The following is a 19,947-nucleotide window of genomic DNA, read 5'->3' as shown; positions in this document are numbered from 1 at the left end:
TGATCGTTCCCTGCCCCGAAATTATTATTTTTGCGCCGTATGAGTCACAATAAAGTAAGGGTGCGCTTTGCGCCGAGCCCTACGGGCGGACTTCACCTCGGCGGCGTACGCACGGTGCTGTTCAATTATCTTTTCGCCCGTCACCACAACGGTGAGTTTATCCTCCGGATCGAAGACACGGACCAGACACGCTTTGTGCCCGGCGCCGAGGATTATATCGTGGAATGCCTCCGCTGGTGCGGGCTGGAGCCCGATGAAAGCCCCCTGAAAGGCGGTCCGTACGGCCCATACCGCCAATCCGAACGCAAACCGCTGTACCGCCAGTACGCCGAACAGCTCGTTGCTTCCGGCAACGCCTATTACGCGTTCGATACCCCCGAAGAGCTGGAAGCCATGAAGGAAGTGGAACGCGCCCGCGGCAACCATTCCCCGCAATACGGCCACACCGTCCGCGGCCACATGCGCAACTCGCTGAATATGGAAGCGGCCGAAGTGAAGGAGCTCCTCGATAAAGGGACACCCCACGTCATCCGCATCAAAATGCCGACAAACGAGGAAGTGACGTTCACCGACATGATCCGCGGCGACGTTACATTCCAGACCAATATCGTAGACGATAAAGTACTGCTGAAAGCAGACGGGATGCCCACCTATCACCTCGCCGTGGTGGTCGACGATTATCTCATGAAGATCACCCACGCCTTCCGGGGCGAAGAGTGGCTCCCCTCCGCACCGGTGCACATCCTGCTCTGGCGATACCTGGGATGGGGCAACCAAATGCCGCAATGGGCCCACCTGCCGCTCATCCTGAAGCCCGATGGCAACGGTAAACTGTCCAAACGCGACGGCGACCGCCTCGGCTTCCCCGTATACGCCATGAACTGGACAGATCCCAAAACCGGCGATCTCACCCGCGGTTTCCGCGAAAATGGATTCCTCCCCGAAGCGTTCATCAATATGCTGGCCATGCTCGGCTGGAACGACGGCTCCGGACAGGAAATTTTTACCATCGAAGAACTGATCGAAAAATTCTCCATCTCCCGCGTCCACAAAGGCGGCGCCAAGTTCGATTACGACAAGGCGAAATGGTTCAATCACGAATGGATCATGCGCACGCCGAACGACCGCCTCGCCGCGCTGCTGTTCCCCGTGCTCGAAGCAAAGGGCGTTTCTGCAGACGCGGACTACGCGGAAAAGATCGCCGGCATGGTGAAAGAGCGCTGCCATTTCGTGAACGAGATCTGGGACCATGGGTTCTTCTTCTTCACCCGCCCCGGAAAATATGACCTCGATGCCGTGAAACCCAAGTGGAATGCGGATAAACAGGCTTTCTTCGGAGAATGGTCTGCCGCGCTGCTGGACCAGGAAGATTTCTCCGCCGCCGCGCTGGAAGAAGGTTTCAAGGCGCTGGCCGCCGCCAAAGGCATCAAGCCGGGAGAATTGCAGTTGCCTTTCCGCATCATGCTTTGCGGCGGGAAGTTCGGCCCACCGGTATTCGATATCGCCGCTACCATCGGCAAAAACGAAACGATCGACCGTATCATGATCGCGCTGGAAATGTTGAAGTAGTATAACATGACCGCATAAACGAAAAGGCCATCCGCTGTGGATGGCCTTTTTCTATTACAGTGAAGTTCGATTATGCTTTTTTGGCTTCTTTGGCCCAGGTGTCTTTCAACGTCACCGTCCGGTTGAACACGGGTTTACCGGTCGTAGACTCGGTGTCGGCCACGAAGTACCCTTTCCGCAGGAACTGGAAACGTTCGCCGGGCTTGGCATCGGCCAGGAACGGCTCGATATGGGCCTTTTCGATGATTTCGAGGGAGTTGGGATTGATGAGGTCCTTGAAATCGCCTTCCGCGCCGGCCGGGTTTTCCACGGTGAAAAGCCGGTCGTACAACCGCACTTCGGCCGTTTGGGCATGTGCTGCGCTCAGCCAGTGGATGGTCCCTTTCACGCTCATGGCGCTGCCTTCCGCACCCGATTTGCTTTCGGGGATGTGGGTGGCGTAAACCGTCGTCACGTTGCCGTTCTCATCCTTGTCGAAGCCCGTGCATTCCACGATGTAGGCGTATTTCAGGCGCACCTTGAGCCCCACGCCGAGGCGGAAGAACTTCTTGGGCGGATTTTCCATGAAATCTTCCCGCTCGATCCACAGCGTATTGCTGAAGGTCACGTTGCGATGGCCCGCGGCCGCGTCTTCCGGGTTGTTTTCTGCCTGCAGTTCTTCGGTTTGCCCTTCGGGATAGCTTGTGATCACCAGCTTGATGGGATCGAGCACGGCCATCACGCGCGGCGCGGTTTTGTTCAGCTCCTCGCGGATGCAGTATTCCAGCAGCCCGAGCTCGATGATGTTATCGCGCTTCTGGATGCCGACCCTTTCCGCGAAGGTGCGTATGCTCGACGGCGTGTAGCCGCGGCGGCGGAACGCAGCGATCGTGGGCATGCGGGGATCGTCCCATCCGCGCACGATGCCTTCGTTCACCAGTTGCAGCAGCTTGCGCTTGCTCATCACCGTGTAGCTGAGGTTCAGCCGGGCGAATTCGTACTGGTGCGACGGGAAAATGTCCAGCTGCTGGATGAACCAGTCGTACAGCGGCCGGTGGGGGATGAATTCCAGCGTGCAAATGGAATGGGTGATATTTTCGATGCTGTCGCTCTGCCCATGCGCGAAGTCGTACATGGGATAGATGCTCCAGGCGTCGCCGGTGCGGTGGTGGTGCGCATGTTTGATGCGGTACATGATAGGATCGCGCATGTGCATGTTGGGAGACGCCATGTCGATCTTGGCGCGGAGCGTTTTGGCCCCGTCGGGGTATTTGCCGGCGCGCATGTCGGCGAAGAGCTGGAGGTTTTCCTCCACGCTGCGGGTACGGTAGGGGCTATCTTTCCCCGGTTCCGTGGGCGTGCCTTTCAGCGCGGCGATCTCCGCGGCGGAGGAATCGTCTACATACGCGAAGCCTTTCTTAATAAGCTCCACGGCGTATTGATACAACTGTTCGAAGTAATCGGAGGCGTATAATTCTTTGGCCCATTGGAAACCGAGCCATTGGATGTCTTCCTTGATGGAATCTACATACTCCGTGTCTTCCGTAACGGGGTTGGTGTCGTCGAACCGGAGGTTGGTCTGGCCGCCGTATTTTTGCGCCAGCCCGAAATTGAGGCAAATGCTTTTGGCATGGCCGATATGGAGGTAGCCGTTGGGCTCGGGAGGGAAGCGCGTGAGCACCCGTCCGCCGTTGACGCCCTTGGCAATGTCTTCTTCTACGATCTGTTCCAGGAAATTCAGTGATCTTTCTTCGCTCATATTTGGCAGTTTATCCGAATTGCAAAGGTAATATAATTGAAAACACGCTTTTGCCGCACTTTCGGGGAAAATACTACATTTACAATCCAATTATAGGAATTATGGTCAACCCGAATCAACGTCCCATCCGCGTACTGGTAGCCAAAGTAGGGCTCGACGGTCACGACCGCGGCGCCAAGGTGATCGCCTCCGCCCTTCGCGATGCGGGGATGGAAGTGATATATACCGGACTGCGGCAGACGCCGGAAATGGTAGTGAATGCAGCTTTGCAGGAAGATGTGGACGCCATCGGCGTGAGCATCCTGTCGGGTGCGCACATGACCGTATTCCCGAAGATCATCGCCCTGATGAAGGAAAAAGGGATGGACGATGTGCTGCTGACCGGCGGCGGCATCATCCCGGACACGGATATGCAGGAACTGTACGCCCTCGGTGTGGGGAAACTCTTCCCGCCCGGCACCCATACCCGGGAAATTGCCGACTATATAGATAGCTGGACGCGGGAGCGCAGGGAATTTTAATATTTTTGAAACTTTTCACAAACACGTTCGTCTTCTTTACGGACGGCAGCATAACGATGGCTTTCCGGGGCAACCAAAACGGAAAGCCCGGCCGATGATGAGCGGCTGTCCCCATCCTTAACCAAGTAAAGTTGAAACCATCATGAAAATTGTCCGCTACGCAACACTGTGCCTGGCCCTCACCGCCTCCGCAACCGCTCTCCGTGCCCAGGAAGACACGAAAACCAGCGATACCACGATCGTATCCACCGAAACCAAGAAGAAAGTGAGCTTTCATTTTCACATCTACGCACCCCCGAAGCCCGGTAAAGGTTACATCACCGCCGGCGGAAACGGACCGCTGCTCTCTTTCGCCAACGTGAAACTGAACGATGAGCGTATGCGCAACATCCCCCGGTTCACGGTTTTCTTCAACATCGGCACCAATTACAACTACGACTTTAATAATAATATCGGTATATTTACTGGATTGAATATCAAAAATATAGGTCTAATCACCAAACCCGAAGACAATGTGAAGCTGAAGCAGCGCGTGTATACGCTGGGCGTTCCGGCGGGGATTAAAATCGGGGACCTCCGCAGCGGTACCTTCCTGTATTTCGGCGGGGAATATGATATGGCCTTCAATTACAAGGAGAAATATTTCCTCGACGGCGACAAAAAATCAAAGTTCAACGAGTGGTTCAGCGACCGGACCGATTTGTTCATGCCATCGCTTTTCGCCGGGTTCCGCTTCGGGTCTGCATTTGGGGTGAAGGGGCAGTATTACCTGAACAATTTCTTCAACCAGGATTTTACCGAAACCAAAGACGGTGTGAAAACGCAGCCGTATAAAAACCTGAAAGCCAACCTGATGTTTGTAACATTAAGCTACAATTTCGGGATCAAGGCCAGGTCGCACAACAAGACCACCACCACTACCGAGTACCGCAAAGGCACGAAGGTGATCATCGAAAAAAGAACAGAAATTACTGATTAACAATATTTTAGCCAACAAAGGAGAAGGGCGCTGCAGAAAAGGCAGTGCCTTTTTTATTTCCCGTATCCCTTCAATAGCCTTAAATTAGCCGGATCATACCGAAACAAAACATCTTGCCATATGTACAAAACCCTTAACACGCAAATCAATGACGGCATTCTGGAGATCACGGTCAACCGGCCGGACAAGCTCAACGCCCTGAACCGCGAGGTGATGCACGACCTGGCGCTGGCGGTGGATGAAGTGTACAAGAACAAAGACGTGTATGCGGCCATTATTACGGGCAGCGGGCCCAAGGCGTTCATCGCCGGGGCGGATATTGCAGAGTTTTTGGAGTTGTCGCCCGAGCAGGGGATGGACCTGGCGAAGAAAGGGCATACCATTTTCCAGCGGATCGAGGATTGCCACAAGCCCATCGTGGCGGCGGTGAACGGTTTTGCGCTGGGCGGCGGATGCGAGCTGGCCATGGCCTGCCATTTCCGGCTGGCGAGCGCCAATGCGAAGTTCGGGCAGCCCGAAGTGAACCTGGGGATCATTCCCGGATACGGCGGCACCCAGCGGCTGACGCGCCTCATCGGGAAAGGGAAAGCCCTGGAGCTCATGCTCACGGGAGACATGATTTCGGCGGAAGAAGCCTTGAAATGGGGGCTCGTCAACCACCTCACCTCCCCGGAAGAGCTGCTCCCCAAAACCCGCGAACAGCTGGCCAAAATCCGCGAAAAAGCGCCCCTGGCCGTGATGCGTGTCATCAAATGCGTCAATTCCTACTTCAAATACGATGAAAACGGGTTCGAGACGGAAATCAAGGAATTCGCGGACAGCTTCGCCACTAAAGACCTCGCCGAAGGCGCTTCCGCATTCATCCAGAAACGTAAACCCAATTTCAAAGGAGAATAAACCGCAGGTTCTGTAACTTTACGGTCCAAAATTTCAAGTATTATGGATTTCAGGATAGAGAAAGACACGATGGGCGAGGTGAAAGTGCCTGCCAACGCATATTTTGGGGCACAAACCCAACGTTCCATCGACAACTTCAGGATAGCCCAGGACATCAACAAAATGCCGAAGGAAATCATCAAAGCCTTCGCTTACCTGAAAAAAGCCGCCGCCCTCACCAACCGGGACGCCGGCGTGCTGCCCGCAGAAAAAGCCGCGCTCATCGGGAAAGTGTGCGACGAGATACTCGAAGGCAAACTCGACAACGAATTCCCCCTCGTGGTTTGGCAAACCGGCTCCGGCACCCAATCCAACATGAACGTGAACGAAGTGGTGGCCTACCGCGCCCACGTCATCAACGGCGGCCAGCTCACCGATAAAGACAAGGTATTGCACCCGAACGACGATGTGAACAAATCACAATCCTCCAACGATACCTTCCCCACCGCCATGCACATCGCGGCGTATAAAATGCTCGTGGAAGTAACCATCCCCGGCATCACCAAACTCCGCAACACCCTCGCCGCCAAAGCGAAGGCATACATGCACATCGTGAAGATCGGCCGCACCCATTTCATGGACGCCACGCCGCTCACGCTGGGCCAGGAAATCAGCGGATACGTGTCCCAGCTGGACCATGGCCTGCGCGCTATCAACAACACGCTGCCCCACCTGTCTGAACTGGCGCTCGGCGGCACTGCGGTAGGTACCGGCATCAACACGCCCGATGGGTACGACGTGAACGTTGCGAAACACATCGCCGCACTTACCGGACTGCCTTTCGTGACCGCAGAAAATAAATTCGAATCCCTCGCCGCGCACGACGCCATCGTGGAAGCGCACGGCGCGCTGAAAACGGTAGCCGTTAGCCTGATGAAAATCGCCAACGACATCCGCATGCTCAGCTCCGGCCCCCGCTCCGGCATCGGCGAGCTTTTCATCCCCGACAATGAGCCCGGCTCTTCCATCATGCCCGGTAAAGTGAACCCCACGCAATGTGAGGCCCTCACCATGATCGCCGCGCAGGTGCTCGGGAACGACGTAGCCATCAACATCGGCGGCGCCACCGGCCACTTCGAACTGAACGTCTTCAAACCCATGATGATCTATAACTTCCTCCACTCCGCTCGCCTGCTGGGCGACGGCTGCGTGAGCTTCAACGACAAGTGCGCGGAAGGATTGGCGCCCATCGAGGAAAACATCAGGAAACACGTAGACAATTCCCTCATGCTCGTAACCGCCCTCAACACGAAGATCGGGTACTACAAAGCCGCCGAAATCGCGCAGAAAGCGCACAAGGAAGGCACCACGCTGAAGGAAATGGCCGTGAAACTGGGTTACGTAACGCCCGAAGAATTCGACGCCTGGGTGATCCCCGCCAACATGGTCGGCAAACTCGGATAAGCGAAACCGAACGATAAAAGAAAAAGGTTGTCTGCAGATGCGGACAACCTTTTTTTATGTTCGTAAAGAATCAGGCTATTTCATGATCGTCAGAATGATCGTGCGCAAGCTCATGGCGATCACCAGCACGGCCACCAGGATCATGAGCGGTTTGCGTTTCATTTTTTTGACAAGGATGGCGGCAAAGGGAGATGCGATCACACCGCCCAGAATGAGCCCGATGATCACCTGCCAGCTGTCTACGCCGTTGAAGAAAAGCAGCGTTCCCGCGCTGGACGCGGCGATGAAGAATTCCGCGGCATTCACCGAACCGATGGTATAATTCACCGTGCGGCCTTTCGCGAGGAGGGTAGAAGTCACGATCGGCCCCCAGCCCCCTCCGCCGATGGAATCCATGAAGCCGCCGAAAAACGCCAGCGGACCGAGCCGCTTGGTTTTACTCTTGGGCTTGCGTTTCTGCAATGCCTTGCGGAGGATCAATATGCCGAGGATCATGAGGTAGGCGCTCATGAACGGTTTGATGACATCGCCGTCGATTACGTCCGACAGCAGCCATGCGCCTGCGATAGCGCCGATCATGCCCGGGATGAGGAGATGGAGGAATAATTTCTTGTTGACGTTGCCCAGCTTGAAGTGCGCGATGCCGCTGGCGCCCGTCGTGAACACTTCGGCCACGTGCACGCTGGTGCTCGTCATGGCCGGAGATACGCCCAAACCCAGCAGGAGCGAAGATGACGTGGCGCCATACGCCATGCCCAATGCCCCGTCGATCATCTGCGCCATCAGCCCCACACCCATGAAAAACAGGAGCTTGCTGGTGAAAATGTCCTGTACCGACTTCGCGATACGCGTTTGCGCATCATGCGAAATGCCGTAATGATACGTGAACCACAGGCCAGTCGCCACCGCCAGGATAGACACCCCGATCGTCACCCAGATCCAGTAACTCTTTTTATTGTCCTCGTTCACGAGGTCTATGAGCACTTTCTGGGTGGCATCGGTAGCTACTCGCTGTTCCGCCTTATCGATCACCTCATTATGCGACATGACTAATTATTAATTAAGTCTACAGGAATTGTGGACTAAAAATAGAGGTAATCCACGGTTTATCCAAATATTTCTGTCCTTAATTCTAAAAAAGGCGGAGGACGCTTTACGCCTCCGCCAGACAGGCTGGTTTTGTGTAACAGGGTTTCCAATTGTATGGTAAAGCGGCCGCAGCGGGCTGCGGCGCGCCTTCAGCTATTTGGCCAGCAGGCCTTCGATGGAGAAGGATGCGTAGTACAATCCGCCGATGGTCGGGCCCGCGGCGTATTGGATATAGCGGTGGTTGAACAGGTTGGAACCACCCACCTTGATGGTGGTTTTGTATCTGGGGATACGGTAATTCACCTGGGCGTCAACGGTACTGAATGCCGGCACGTCCCCATTGGCGAGGGGGCTTTCCCACTCGAACGTGTTCTGCCAGCGCCACACCACGTTGAACCCGAAATTCTTCAGCAGCTCGCGGTTACCGAAGCTGATGTTGCTCACCCAGTCGGGCGTGTTGAAACCGGTAGCGAACACGTCTTTTTCCTTGTTGTCGACGATGTCGTTGTAGTTCAGGTTACCGGCCAGGGTCCATTTCTTGTAGAAATTATACGTCAAACCCAGCGATGCGCCGTAATTATCGTAGGTATTCCTGGCGTTGGTATACACCCGGTAGCGGGTTTGCTTGCTGCGGTTGGCGGCGAGCATGTCGAGCACGGAAGCGTCTGTCCCCACCTTATCCGTTGCGGGCACCGCAACTTCCACCTGGCCGAGGAAGCCGTCGTACCGGTTGTAATACGCATCCGCGTCTACCACGAATTTATTGCCCAGCAGCACGCTGCGGTAACCTGCTTCGAAGGAGTTGATACGCTCCGGACGGGTAGGGCTAAGCGCCGTGATATCCAGCAGGGCCTTGTTTTTCAGGGCGGCGGCGTTGGCGGAAAGCCCGTCGGCCACGTCTTTGTTCACGGCGTTATTGAAGTTGTTCACGGAGGCGAGGGTGTAGGAATTCTCCAGGTAACCCAGCCCATCGTTGATATAGGAAAGGCCGCCCACACGGCGCACGTTGCCGTTGTTCACGAACGAAAGGGCTTCGAACAGCGCAGGGAAGCGGAAGCCGTTCTGCCAGCTGGCGCGGAAGTTATGTTGCTGCGCAAGGGTGTAAACGACTGCCAGGCGCGGGTTGATCCTGGGATCGAACTCGGGGTTGTAATCCACGCGGATGGAGCCTACCAGCTTCAGTTTGTCTTCAAAGAAAGTTTTGCTCACCTGCGCGAAGCCGCCGAATTTCTTGTAGTGGACGTTCTTCCCGCCCGGTGTGGTCCTGTCTTTCACGGGTTTGGTGAAATCGACGAAGTTATTGCCGTCGGGGATCACTTCATACAGCCTTCCGTCTGTTCCTACCAGCAGGTTGAAGCGTTTTACGTGGCGGCTAAGGTCCCACTGGGCATCCACGTGATACACGCGGCTATGCTGATCGAGCCAGGCGCCGCCGGTGGCGGGCGCTCCGGCAACCGCGGCGGCGTGGTCCCAGTTATTGATGCCGATGATGGTTTGTTTCAGGGCGTCGAACTCGGGCGTGCCGGGCTGAACGCGGCCCTGGTCGGCGGTGGAGCGTGCGCGGCGCATGGCTTCTGCGAGCCCGGTGCCGGCGTTGATTTCCGACTGCAATTTCGCCTGGAAGGCGTCTCTCCAGGCGTTGTTGCTCTTATGGGTGAGGTCGAGGTTGTCGGTCAGGGGTTTGAGGTTGTAGGAATTGCCGGTATTTTCCAGCATCACATATCCGCGAACGAAATAATCCGCGCCGCGCAGTTCGAGTTTGTGGTTTTGGACTTTCACACCGTCCAACTGGATTTTGTTCCCACGCTGGAAGAGGCCGTCCATTTCACCGAAACGGTAAGTATAGCTGAGTTCCGCCTTCGGCGTGATGCGCCAGTAAAGGCCCAGGTCGGCTTTGATATTTTCGACCGTGGGGTTTACGAGGTCTTTTTCCCAATAACCCGTGCGACGAACGTTGAAGGTTTCGTTCTTGCCGTTCAGCGTCACGCCTACGGAAACGTTGTTGTTGTTCTCGTCGCCGTATTTGTTCCAGGCGTCGTACGCGGGGTTGTTGGCGGCGCCGTTGAGCGCGGGGAAGCGGCTGTTGGCGGCGCCATTCTGGTCTTTGGGGGTGCTGGCGCGCCAGTCGGTACCGCGGAGGTAGCTGACGTTGACCTTGAACGCGATTTTATCTTTCCAGGCGTGGGCGTAGCGGATAGCGGTTTCCGTGAGCACGCTGGGGTCGTAATCGATACCGTCTACGTGGTTCACGCCGATTTTCTGGTAAACGCTGAGGCCTTTATAAAGGAAAGGACTTTTGGTCTGAAGGTTAGCCATACCGTTGATGGCGTTCATGCCGTAGAGTGCGGAAGCGGCGCCGGGTGTGATTTCCACGCTTTGGATGTCGAGCTCGGTGGGGCCGATGGCGTTGCCGAGGGGGACGCCGAGCGTGGCGGCCTGCATGTCTACACCATCCACCAGCTGCATGAAACGGAAGTTATTGGGGATGTTGAAGCCGCGGGTGTTGGGGACTTTAAATGTGAGGCTGGATGTGGTCATTTGGACGCCTTTCACGTTTTCGAGGGCATCGTAGAAGCTGGGAGCGGGCGATTCCTTGATGGCGCGGATATCGAGTTTTTCGATGGCTACGGGCGATTTGAGGGCTTCTTCCTCCACGCGCGATGCGGTGACCACTACCTCCTTGCCCAGCAGGGTTTGGGTGGCCAGGCCGATGTCGAGCCGGGAACCGGTGCCGGTTACTTCGAACTCCTGCGACTGGAAGCCGAGGCTGGAGAACACGAGCGTAAAGGGAAATTTGAGGCGGGATTTCAGGACGAAGTTCCCGCTATTGTCGGTAGTGGTGCCGGCGATAGTGCCTTTCACCAGTATGCTGACGCCGGGAATGGCTTCGCCGGTGGTCTGGTCTTTTACCTTACCTGATATCTGCACGATATTGTTTTCCTGGCCGCTGGCGAAAAGCGCGGCCAGCAGCAGGGGCAATGCGAGCAGGAAGCGATTGTAAACTGTTTTCATATAGTTGTTGGCTTTATTAATACTATTAGTCTATAGGAATAGTGGACAAATGTAAATGGGAAATTGGAAATTTACAAGAAGGGAGGGAAGGAATTTTTTAAATTGGCCATGGGAAAGGGTTCCAGGAGGGGCCTGCCGCGTCGGGCCCGCAGCCGGCGGAACAGGGCTCCTCCATCGCTGCGCCTGAACCGCACCCGTCGGGAGGTAAAAAAAGGCCGCATCCCGGAGGAGCGGCCTTTGAAATATGTAATACACGGATAATTTATGCTACGGTATCGTCCAGCGCGGGTTGCGTTCCGACAGGCTTCTGTTTCTCGTCGCCCGGTTTGTGGAGGAAACGCTTCTGGAAGATGAGGATGGCGATCACGCCCACCGAAATAGCCGCATCGGCGATGTTGAAGATCGGACGGAAGAAAATGAAATGCTCGCCGCCCCAGAACGGCATCCACTCCGGGAAATTACCGCTGAACAGCGGGAAATAGAGCATATCCACCACGTTCCCGTGCAGGAAAGTGCCATAGCCGCCGCCTTCGGGAAGGAACTGTGCTACTGACATATCCGTGCTGTCGGAGAAGATCAGTCCATAAAACATACTGTCGATCAGGTTGCCGGCAGCGCCCGCCAGGATCAGCGCCCCGCAAACGAGCAGGCCGTTGTGGTATTTCTCGCGCACGAGCCGCTTCATATAGAAGAAACCCACGATCACGGCGATCAGGCGGAACATCGTGAGGGCGATCTTTCCGAATTCGCCGCCGAACTTCAGGCCATACGCCATCCCTTCATTTTCAATAAAATGAATCTGGAACCAGCTCCCGAATATGGGGAAACTTTCGTTCAGCGCCATATTTGTCTTGATCCAAAACTTCAGGACCTGGTCTATGAATAGGATCCCTATCACGATCCATACAATGTGACGATACTTCAAAACTTCAAATTTTTCCAAAAATAATGTATTATTTCAAAGTTGCCCCTCTCCACTGCTATTCCTGGAAATAAACCCGTTTCACGCGCTGGGAAATTCCGGTCAGGATCTCGTAAGGTATGGTGCCGGCCCATTTCGCCACGTCTTCCACGGGCAGGCCTTCTCCGAATACGATTACTTCGTCGCCCTCCGCTACGTCGGGGATGCCGGTTACGTCGAGCATGAGCATGTCCATCGCGATGACGCCGGCCACAGGGGCCAGTTTCCCGCGAACGAGCATTTTCCCGTTCCCGTTGCCCAGGGCGCGCATATATCCGTCTGCATACCCGATGCGCACGGTAGCGATGAGCGAGGGCGCTTTGGCCTGCCAGGTGGCGCCGTAGCCTACGGTGTCGCCTTTGGGAATGCGCTTCACCTGCGACACGGTGGATTTCAGGGTGCTGACATTTCGCAGTTTGTCCTGGAAATCATGGGCGCTGTCTACCCCGTACATCCCGATCCCGAGCCTCACCATATCCAGCTGCATCTGCGGCAGGCGGTGGATGGCGGCGCTGTTGACGATGTGGCGGATGACGGGGTACCCCAGCTGCTGCCGGAGCGCCTGGCTCATTTTCTGGAACCGGTCGAACTGCATGTTGGTGAAATCGTCTTTCTTCGGGTCTTCGCTGGCGGCGAAGTGGCTGAAGATGGACTGTACCCTGAAAAGCCCTTCGGCATTGAGCCGCAGTGCCAGCGCAGGGATGTCTTGCTGCTCGAAGCCGAGGCGGTGCATGCCCGTGTCCAGCTTGATGTGCACGGGGTAATTGGATTTATTCGCATAGCGGACGGATTCCTCGAACAATTCCAGCAGGTGCATGGAATACAGTTCGGGCTCCAGGTTCCATTGTAAAATAGCGTCGAAGCTGCTGGGCTCGGGGTTCATCACCATGATGGGCAGCGTAATGCCGGCGCGGCGGAGCTCTACCCCTTCGTCGGCATACGCCACGGCCAGGTAATCGATGCCGTGGAACTGCAGCAGGTTGGCGATCTCGAAGCTGCCGCTCCCGTAGGCGAAGGCTTTCACCATGGCCATGAGTTTGGTGCCGGGCTTGAGGATCGACTGGTACGCTTTCACGTTGTGCGCCAGCGCGGTAAGATTGATCTCGAGGATGGTTTGATGGGCTTTTTGTTCCAGCAGTTTACCGATCCGCTCGAACTGGAATACGCGGGCGCCTTTCACGAGGATGGACTCGTTCTGGAAATCCGCGGTGTTCACCTGCTGGAGGAATTCTTCGGTGCTGGCGTAAAACTCGCTTTTCACCCCGGCAAAACTTTTCTTTTCGCGCGAGATATTCTTCCCGATGCCGATAAGTTTGCTGATGCCTTTGCTTTCCAGCATGCCGGCCACTTCTTCGTACAGCGAGCCTTCGCTTTTCCCGGATTGCAGGATATCGCTCAGGATGACCGTTTTGGTAGGATGCTGGCGCTGCTGCTGGAGGAATTCCAGCGCGATGGCGAGCGATCCGAGGTCGGAGTTGTAGCTGTCGTTGATGATGGAGCAGTTATTGATGCCCTGTTTCATTTCCAGCCGCATGGCGATGTTGCCGAGATGGTCCATCCGCTCCTGGATGGTTTCCTGGGGCTTGCCCAGGTACAGCATGAGCGCCCAGCAATGGATGGCGTTTTCGATGGAGCCCTCGTCCACAAAAGGAATGCGGATGAAGACCGGCTCCGATTTGTACAGCGCATCGATGCGGGTGTGGTTATCGTTCTTGTCGACCGAAATAATCCGGAGATCGGCGTCTGTCTTGCGGCTCCAGGTGAGGAGCTGCAGGGCGTTGTCGATCTCGCGCTTGCCCACGAGGTTATGGAAATTGTTGACGCACTCGTTGAGCGCCAGGTAATCCTTGCAATAGATCAGCACATCGCTGCGGGTGAACAGCACGAGCTTTTCGTTCACTTTCTGGCGGATGTTGAGGAAGCCTTCGTTATGGGCTTCGCCGATATTGGTGAAAATGCCGATGGTGGGACGGATGATCTTTTCGAGGTTCACCATTTCGCCGGGCTGTGAAATGCCGGCTTCGAAAATGGCGAGGTCGTTCTCGGGTTTCATTTGCCAGACAGACAGGGGCACGCCGATCTGCGAGTTGTAGCTTTTCGGGCTGCGGACGATGTTGTTGTCTTTTTCCAGCAGCTGGTACAGCCATTCCTTGACGATGGTTTTGCCGTTGCTGCCGGTGATGCCGATCACGGGAATGTTGAATTGCTGGCGGTGCCAGGCCACGAGGGCGTGGAGCGCCTGCAGGGTGTTTTTGACTAAAATGATGTTGGCTTTCGGGTAGAGGCCCTGGGCGATGGGCTCGCTGACCACGAAATTGCTGACGCCTTTTTTGTACAGATCGTCGATGTACTGATGTGCATTGCGGCGCTCGCTCACAAGGGGAATGAACAAGGATGTTTCGGCAACTAGCAATTTCCGGCTGTCCAGCAAAATGTGTTCGATCTCCGGATGCCCGGTCTGTTGCAACAATTCTCCCTTCAGGATCTTACTGATACTCTCTGCTGTATACAATGTTATATGGTTTTAATCGAAAAGCGCCCGCAGACTCTCATGTACGGGCGCTTTCAGTTCGGATCAACTAACTCTCTTTGGACTCGGTCGGTTTAACCGGTAATTTCTTGTCGAACAGTATGGAATATACAATGGAACCTGCCAGGCAAAGCACGATCACGATGAGCGATACCCAAACCGGCATATGGAAGTTCCAGATCTCTGCCAGCATTTTCAGACCGATGAATACCAGCACGATGGCGATGCCCTGCTGCAGGTAATCGAACTTGTCTACCGCACCTCTCAATAGGAAGAAGAGGGAACGGAGGCCAAGCACGGCGAAGATGTTGGATGTATATACCACGAGCGGTTCTTTTGAAATGGCGAATACGGCCGGAATGGAATCCAGCGCAAATACGATGTCGGTAAACGCCAGCATCACCACCACCACGGTCAGCGTCGTGAAATACACTTTCCCGTTCTGCTTGATGGTGAACTTGTCTACGTTCGGCTGATTGGAGAGCCGCAGGTACTTCTGCATGATGCGGTACGCGAAATTCTCCTCCGGCTTGAACTCATCGTGCTGGTCTACCATGAACATCTTGACGCCTGTATATACAAGGAACGCGCCGAAAATGTACAGGATCCATCCGAATTGGGCGATGAGGGCCACGCCCACGGTAATAAAAATGGCGCGGAACACGATAGCCATGAGGATACCGATGAGCAGCACCCGCGCATAGCTCGTTTCCTTGATCTTGAAAAATCCGAATATGAGAATGAAAACGAAAATATTGTCGATGGAAAGCGACCACTCCATGAGATACGCGCTCATGAATTCGACAGCCATCTTTGAGCCGTCTTCGTACCAGATAAATGCACAGAAGCCCATAGACAGCGCTACCCAGAAACAGGTTTGGAGGAGCGCCTTTTTGATGGACATTACTTCACCTTTTTTACTTAATAACCCCAGGTCGAAGATCAGGGCCAGAACGATCACAATTCCAAAAACTGTATACGTCCATGTTTGCGGTGTCATGTAAAGCGGAAAAATTTAATGAATGGCAAAGATAATGGATTCCGGCAGCTTTTACCTGGCATACTTGCGCTGCCTGAAGTACTGGAACGCCATGGCAAACAGCAATACGGCCCCGATGGGAACGGCAAATGCGATGATCTGCCATTTCGTTTTATCGCGGCGCACCTTTTCACCGTCCAGCAGCCTGAGCGTCAGTTCCTTGTTGCGCGTTTCCATCACCGGGCTCTTGCTGGCCAGGTAATCCATCCCGTTAAGGAAAAATTCCTTGTTGGCGAACTGGTAATCCGGGTTGAACTCGTTGACCCCCATCTGCAATGGGCCGCTTTTCCGCGTCACGGCATTGAGCACCAGGTCTGCATCCCCCGCTACGATCATCCTGCCCGCGGTATCCGCTTCCGGCCGGAAAGGCCTGTGCGCGGAGGTTTCCCACTGCCGCTGCCCCTCCGCGCCGATCCGGTGGCGGAACAGCGATGAAAAACGCCCCTCCAGCAACACGGCCACCGGAACGTTCCGCGACCGGAACTCCCGCGGATTGGGCTGCTGCTGCACGCTTTCGAGCGTGATCTGCACAGGGCTGCGCACCAGCCGGCTATGTTCCGACGAGGTGAGCAGCACGGTTTTATGAATGTCTCCACCCGCCATCGTATCCACCGATCCCGCGAAGCGGCTCATCACCAGGTCCAGGTTTTTGACGATGGAATGGCCGTTGGTAGAATTGAGCAAAGGGAAATAAGGGAACGGCACGGGCTGGATCTGCGGTTTGTCGCCGATGTTGCCCACCACGAGCGGGATAATGTCTGCCCGGAGGTCCTGGATAAGATCGGGGTTCACCCGGGCGCCGTATTTGAACAGCAGGTCTTCCAGCTGGAGATTGCGGTCGAACGCCACGAAATCGCGCCCGCGCAGACTGTCCGTCGATGCCGTCAGATTGTCGAGGAACCAGGCGATATTGCCGCCCTGCATCACGTATTGATCGATCTTCAGTTTGTCGGCGTCGGTAAACGTCCGGGTCGGCCGGACGAACAGCAGCGCATCGAATTCGTCGGGGATCGCCGGTGTGGTGGCGAGGTTGACGGTATCCACTTCATACAGTTCATGCAGCGTTTTCAGCGCGTCGTAGACTTCAGGGCCTTCCGGTTCCCCATGGCCGAGCATGTAGCCCACGAGCGGACGATGGTTTTGCTGCAACTGGTAAATGGCGTTGGCGAATTTGTATTCGAGGAGGGCTTCTGAGCTGTTGAGCGCCTGCATGGGGTCCATGCCGCCCTGGCTTTTCAGGAGGTTGACGGCCGATTCGCGGTCTTTGTATGTAATAATGGCGCCGGGGAAAATGAGTTTCTCGGCGTAGGAATCCTTCCCGTCGTCCTGCACCTGCAGGTTAAAGGGCAGGATGCCCCGTGCCATGAGCGTGTCCTGGAAAGCGGCGCGCATGGAATCGGGGAGATCGGAGCCGGGATTGAGGAAGCTGAAGCGGACGTTGTTGCCGCCGAACTGCTGGAATTCCTCGAGCAGCTCGCGCGTGGCGTTAGACAGCTGTCGGAAGCCGGCGGGATATTTCCCCTTGAGATAAACTTCGATCTGAACGGGCGCGTCGAGCCGGCGGAGGAGATCGCGGGTGGAAGGGGCGAGGGTATAGCGCTTCTCGGCGGTGAGGTCGAACCGGGTATGGAAGAACCCTGCCGCCGCGTTAATAGCCACGATCACGGCCAGGAGCCCCAGCGTCCGTTTCAGGTATTGTTTTCGTTTGTCCTTTCTCGTTAGTTCCATAATCAACCCTGCCAGATTTTCCTTTCCAGCGATATTTTGGTAAGATATAACATCAGTCCGGCCACGCTGGCGAAATACACGATGTCGCGCGTGTCTATCACGCCGCGGCTGATGGAAGTATAATGATAGCGGATGCCGGCCATGGCGAGGTAATAATCCGCCCCGCCTTCGAACACCGCCAGTTTGCTGAGGGCATCGAACCCGGTGTAGAGGATGTAGCAGGTGAAGATGGCCACCAAAAAGGCGACCACGGCGTTAGCGGTGACAGACGAGGCCCAGAGCCCGATGGCGGTGAACACGCCCCCCAGCAGGAAAAGCCCCAGGTAAGACCCCAGGATGCTGCCGGTATCGGGCCCGTTTCCCGCCGCGGCCAGCTGCGAAATGGCGAGGTAATACACGGCCGTGGGAACGAGCGCGATGGCTACGATGAGCAGGCAGGCCCAGTATTTCCCCCAAACGATCTGCCAGGGCGTCACCGGCTTGGTGCCCAGCAGCTCCATGGTGCCGCTGCGGTACTCGTCCGATAAACTGCGCATGGTGATGGCGGGAATCAGCAACAGGAATATCATGGGCGCCAGCTCGAAAAGCCCGTCCAGGTCTGCGTACCCGGCCTCGAGGAGGCTCGTGTCCCGGAAAATGAACAGGAACAGTCCGTTGGCGAGCAGGAACAAAACGATGGCTACATACCCCGTGATACTGCTGAAAAATTGGTGGATGTCTTTCTTGAAAATGGCATACATGACGGAAGCAAATATAATTCAATTACGTTTCCACAATATTTGAATTTTTAATCATCCGTAAACGATTCAATAAAAAAGCCGTCCGGTTACAGGGGACCGGACGGCTGGAAATGCGTATGTGTTTGCCGAAAGCTTACACGGCGAAGCTGTCGCCGCAGGCGCAGGTGCGGGAAGCGTTGGGGTTATTGAAGTAAAACCCTTTCCCGTTGAGCCCTTCGGAGAATTCCAGGACGGTATTGCAGAGGTACAGGAAGCTTTTCAGGTCTGTCACCACTTTAATGCCTTTGTCTTCGAAAACCTGGTCTTTCGGCTTGGTTTCGTTGTCGAAATCGAGTTTATAGCTGAGGCCGGAGCATCCTCCGCCCACAACGGACACGCGCAGGAAGTAATCCTCGCCCAGGGTCCCTTCGGCCCGGAGCGCATCCACTTTTTGCTTGGCTTTATCACTGATATAGATCATCTTATCCGTATTTACTGGTTATATATTGCGTGCAATGAGCGCACGGTATTGTTGACTGTCTCGATGGCACGGTCTACGTCCGCTTCGGTCGTAAACCTTCCCAATCCAAACCTGAGCGAAGAATGTGCCAGTTCTTCGGGGACCCCCATCGCTATCAGCACATGACTGGGCTCGGGATTGGCGGATGTGCATGCCGAACCCGAAGATACGGCTATTTCCCGGGTTACGCCGCGCAGGAGGTCGGCCCCCCGTACGTCGGGGAACTGCAGGTTGCTGACGTGCGGCAGCCTGGGGGCGCCTTCGCCGTTCACCCGGGCGCCGGTTTTTTCCACCAGCGTTTTTTCCAGCCTGTCGCGGAGGGCCGCCAGCCGGCGGGATTCGCCTGCCATTTCGTCGGCCGCAATGGCGCAGGCCTTGCCCAACCCCACGATCCCCGGTACGTTCAGGGTGCCCGAACGCATGCCGCGCTCGTGGCCACCGCCGTCCATCTGCGCCGCCAGCCGCACGCGCGGAGCCCTGCGGCGGACGAACAGCGCGCCCGCGCCTTTGGGGCCGTATAGCTTGTGGGCCGACAGCGCCAGCATCCCGATGCCTTCGCCGGCGGCGTCCAGGGGTATTTTACCCACGGCCTGCGTGGCATCCGTCAGCAGCAGGATCCCGTGTTCCCCCAAAATCCCTGAAATATCGGCGATGGGTTGGATTACGCCCGTTTCGTTGTTGGCGTATAGCACGGCAGCCAGCACCGTGTCTGGGCGGATGGCGGCTTTGAGGTCGTCGGGGTTTACGGTCCCGCGGCCATCTACCGGCAGGTAGGTAACTTCCGCACCGAGTTTTTCGAGGTGGCGGCAGGTGTCGAGCACGGCTTTATGCTCGGTTTGCAGGGTGATGAAGTGTTTCCCTTTTACCGCATATGCTTCGGCAGCGCCTTTGAGGGCCAGGTTGAGGGCCTCTGTGGCGCCGGAAGTGAACACGATTTCCTGGGGCTCGGCACCGATGAGCGCAGCCACTTCCTCGCGCGCCTGCTGTACCGCTTCCTCGGCCGTCCATCCCCAGGCGTGCGCGCGGGAAGCGGCATTGCCGAAATGGGTGGTGAAGTAAGGAAGCATGGCTTCCAGCACCCGGGGGTCGCAGGGCGTGGTGGCGTTGTTGTCGAGGTAAACGGGCAGTGTCTGCATCTATGCAAAATTACGGTATAAGTTCTACTTTTACCCGGAACCGCCCGGGTCGCGGGTAACCGCAGG

General features: G+C 55.9%; 15 protein-coding genes. 5 read left to right on the top strand and 10 right to left on the bottom strand.

The features are described from left to right. Positions 1–39 precede the first annotated feature (39 nt). On the top strand, positions 40–1,569 hold the full coding sequence (gene gltX, locus EJ361_RS05330; protein ID WP_126244320.1) for a glutamate--tRNA ligase: 1,530 nt from the start codon (positions 40–42) through the stop codon (positions 1,567–1,569). 70 nt (positions 1,570–1,639) lie between these two features. Here gltX and EJ361_RS05325 read toward each other — a convergent pair whose 3' ends face one another. After that, on the bottom strand, positions 1,640–3,307 hold the full coding sequence (locus EJ361_RS05325; protein WP_126244319.1) for a glutamine--tRNA ligase/YqeY domain fusion protein: 1,668 nt from the start codon (positions 3,305–3,307) through the stop codon (positions 1,640–1,642). 101 nt (positions 3,308–3,408) lie between these two features. Here EJ361_RS05325 and EJ361_RS05320 point away from each other — a divergent pair, with 101 nt between their 5' ends. The 4 genes from EJ361_RS05320 to fumC all read left to right on the top strand — a co-directional run bounded on the left by EJ361_RS05320 (position 3,409) and on the right by fumC (position 7,147). After that, positions 3,409–3,828 (top strand): cobalamin B12-binding domain-containing protein, encoded by a 420-nt coding sequence (locus tag EJ361_RS05320; protein ID WP_126244318.1) that lies wholly within the window; start codon positions 3,409–3,411, stop codon positions 3,826–3,828. Positions 3,829–3,970: 142 nt separating this feature from the next. Further along, positions 3,971–4,807, top strand: a complete 837-nt coding sequence (locus EJ361_RS05315) for a hypothetical protein (RefSeq protein WP_126244317.1) — start codon at positions 3,971–3,973, stop codon at positions 4,805–4,807. Between the two features lie 120 nt (positions 4,808–4,927). Beyond that, positions 4,928–5,704 carry an enoyl-CoA hydratase/isomerase family protein gene (locus EJ361_RS05310; protein WP_126244316.1) on the top strand — a complete coding sequence of 259 codons (777 nt, stop codon included), beginning with the start codon at positions 4,928–4,930 and terminating at the stop codon, positions 5,702–5,704. A 42-nt stretch (positions 5,705–5,746) separates the two neighbouring features. Further along, positions 5,747–7,147 carry a class II fumarate hydratase gene (gene fumC / locus EJ361_RS05305; protein WP_126244315.1) on the top strand — a complete coding sequence of 467 codons (1,401 nt, stop codon included), beginning with the start codon at positions 5,747–5,749 and terminating at the stop codon, positions 7,145–7,147. A gap of 75 nt (positions 7,148–7,222) precedes the next feature. On the opposite strand, the gene EJ361_RS05300 is transcribed toward fumC, so the two are convergent. The 9 genes from EJ361_RS05300 to EJ361_RS05260 all read right to left on the bottom strand — a co-directional run bounded on the left by EJ361_RS05300 (position 7,223) and on the right by EJ361_RS05260 (position 19,881). Next, positions 7,223–8,194 carry a sulfite exporter TauE/SafE family protein gene (locus EJ361_RS05300; RefSeq protein ID WP_126244314.1) on the bottom strand — a complete coding sequence of 324 codons (972 nt, stop codon included), beginning with the start codon at positions 8,192–8,194 and terminating at the stop codon, positions 7,223–7,225. A gap of 195 nt (positions 8,195–8,389) precedes the next feature. Next, positions 8,390–11,248: a TonB-dependent receptor gene (locus EJ361_RS05295; protein WP_126244313.1), complete on the bottom strand. Its 2,859-nt coding sequence runs from the start codon at positions 11,246–11,248 to the stop codon at positions 8,390–8,392. Positions 11,249–11,510: 262 nt separating this feature from the next. Beyond that, a complete protein-coding gene (locus EJ361_RS05290) occupies positions 11,511–12,173 on the bottom strand; it encodes a lipoprotein signal peptidase (protein ID WP_126244312.1) in 663 nt (220 codons plus the stop codon). Positions 12,174–12,228: 55 nt separating this feature from the next. Next, the gene (locus EJ361_RS05285) at positions 12,229–14,721 is read right to left on the bottom strand and encodes a bifunctional UDP-N-acetylmuramoyl-tripeptide:D-alanyl-D-alanine ligase/alanine racemase (protein ID WP_126244311.1); all 2,493 of its coding nucleotides are present in this window, start codon (positions 14,719–14,721) and stop codon (positions 12,229–12,231) included. A 67-nt stretch (positions 14,722–14,788) separates the two neighbouring features. Next, a complete protein-coding gene (locus tag EJ361_RS05280; RefSeq protein WP_126244310.1) occupies positions 14,789–15,739 on the bottom strand; it encodes a TerC/Alx family metal homeostasis membrane protein in 951 nt (316 codons plus the stop codon). Positions 15,740–15,790: 51 nt separating this feature from the next. Next, positions 15,791–17,506: a gliding motility-associated ABC transporter substrate-binding protein GldG gene (gene gldG / locus EJ361_RS05275; protein ID WP_126244309.1), complete on the bottom strand. Its 1,716-nt coding sequence runs from the start codon at positions 17,504–17,506 to the stop codon at positions 15,791–15,793. 2 nt (positions 17,507–17,508) lie between these two features. Further along, positions 17,509–18,246, bottom strand: a complete 738-nt coding sequence (gene gldF, locus EJ361_RS05270; RefSeq protein ID WP_126244308.1) for a gliding motility-associated ABC transporter permease subunit GldF — start codon at positions 18,244–18,246, stop codon at positions 17,509–17,511. Positions 18,247–18,379: 133 nt separating this feature from the next. Further along, entirely contained in the window at positions 18,380–18,706 is a 327-nt protein-coding gene (locus EJ361_RS05265) for a HesB/IscA family protein (RefSeq protein ID WP_126244307.1), read from the bottom strand. 11 nt (positions 18,707–18,717) lie between these two features. Further along, positions 18,718–19,881, bottom strand: coding sequence for a cysteine desulfurase family protein (locus EJ361_RS05260; protein ID WP_126244306.1), 1,164 nt, complete (start codon positions 19,879–19,881; stop codon positions 18,718–18,720). Between the last annotated feature and the right edge of the window lie 66 nt (positions 19,882–19,947).

It is taken from the genome of Chitinophaga rhizosphaerae (genome assembly GCF_003958645.1).
Taxonomy (GTDB): domain Bacteria; phylum Bacteroidota; class Bacteroidia; order Chitinophagales; family Chitinophagaceae; genus Chitinophaga; species Chitinophaga rhizosphaerae.
Note: the sequence above shows the minus strand (reverse complement) of the source record. Positions and strands in the feature narration are given on the sequence as shown.

What these genes read in the sequence shown, in the direction of transcription:
- gltX (WP_126244320.1), top strand. Translation starts at nt 40, where the DNA reads ATGAGTCACAATAAAGTAAGGGTGCGCTTTGCGCCGAGCCCTACGGGC.
- EJ361_RS05325 (WP_126244319.1), bottom strand. Translation starts at nt 3,307, where the DNA reads ATGAGCGAAGAAAGATCACTGAATTTCCTGGAACAGATCGTAGAAGAA.
- EJ361_RS05320 (WP_126244318.1), top strand. Translation starts at nt 3,409, where the DNA reads ATGGTCAACCCGAATCAACGTCCCATCCGCGTACTGGTAGCCAAAGTA.
- EJ361_RS05315 (WP_126244317.1), top strand. Translation starts at nt 3,971, where the DNA reads ATGAAAATTGTCCGCTACGCAACACTGTGCCTGGCCCTCACCGCCTCC.
- EJ361_RS05310 (WP_126244316.1), top strand. Translation starts at nt 4,928, where the DNA reads ATGTACAAAACCCTTAACACGCAAATCAATGACGGCATTCTGGAGATC.
- fumC (WP_126244315.1), top strand. Translation starts at nt 5,747, where the DNA reads ATGGATTTCAGGATAGAGAAAGACACGATGGGCGAGGTGAAAGTGCCT.
- EJ361_RS05300 (WP_126244314.1), bottom strand. Translation starts at nt 8,194, where the DNA reads ATGTCGCATAATGAGGTGATCGATAAGGCGGAACAGCGAGTAGCTACC.
- EJ361_RS05295 (WP_126244313.1), bottom strand. Translation starts at nt 11,248, where the DNA reads ATGAAAACAGTTTACAATCGCTTCCTGCTCGCATTGCCCCTGCTGCTG.
- EJ361_RS05280 (WP_126244310.1), bottom strand. Translation starts at nt 15,739, where the DNA reads ATGACACCGCAAACATGGACGTATACAGTTTTTGGAATTGTGATCGTT.
- gldG (WP_126244309.1), bottom strand. Translation starts at nt 17,506, where the DNA reads ATGGAACTAACGAGAAAGGACAAACGAAAACAATACCTGAAACGGACG.
- gldF (WP_126244308.1), bottom strand. Translation starts at nt 18,246, where the DNA reads ATGTATGCCATTTTCAAGAAAGACATCCACCAATTTTTCAGCAGTATC.
- EJ361_RS05265 (WP_126244307.1), bottom strand. Translation starts at nt 18,706, where the DNA reads ATGATCTATATCAGTGATAAAGCCAAGCAAAAAGTGGATGCGCTCCGG.
- EJ361_RS05260 (WP_126244306.1), bottom strand. Translation starts at nt 19,881, where the DNA reads ATGCAGACACTGCCCGTTTACCTCGACAACAACGCCACCACGCCCTGC.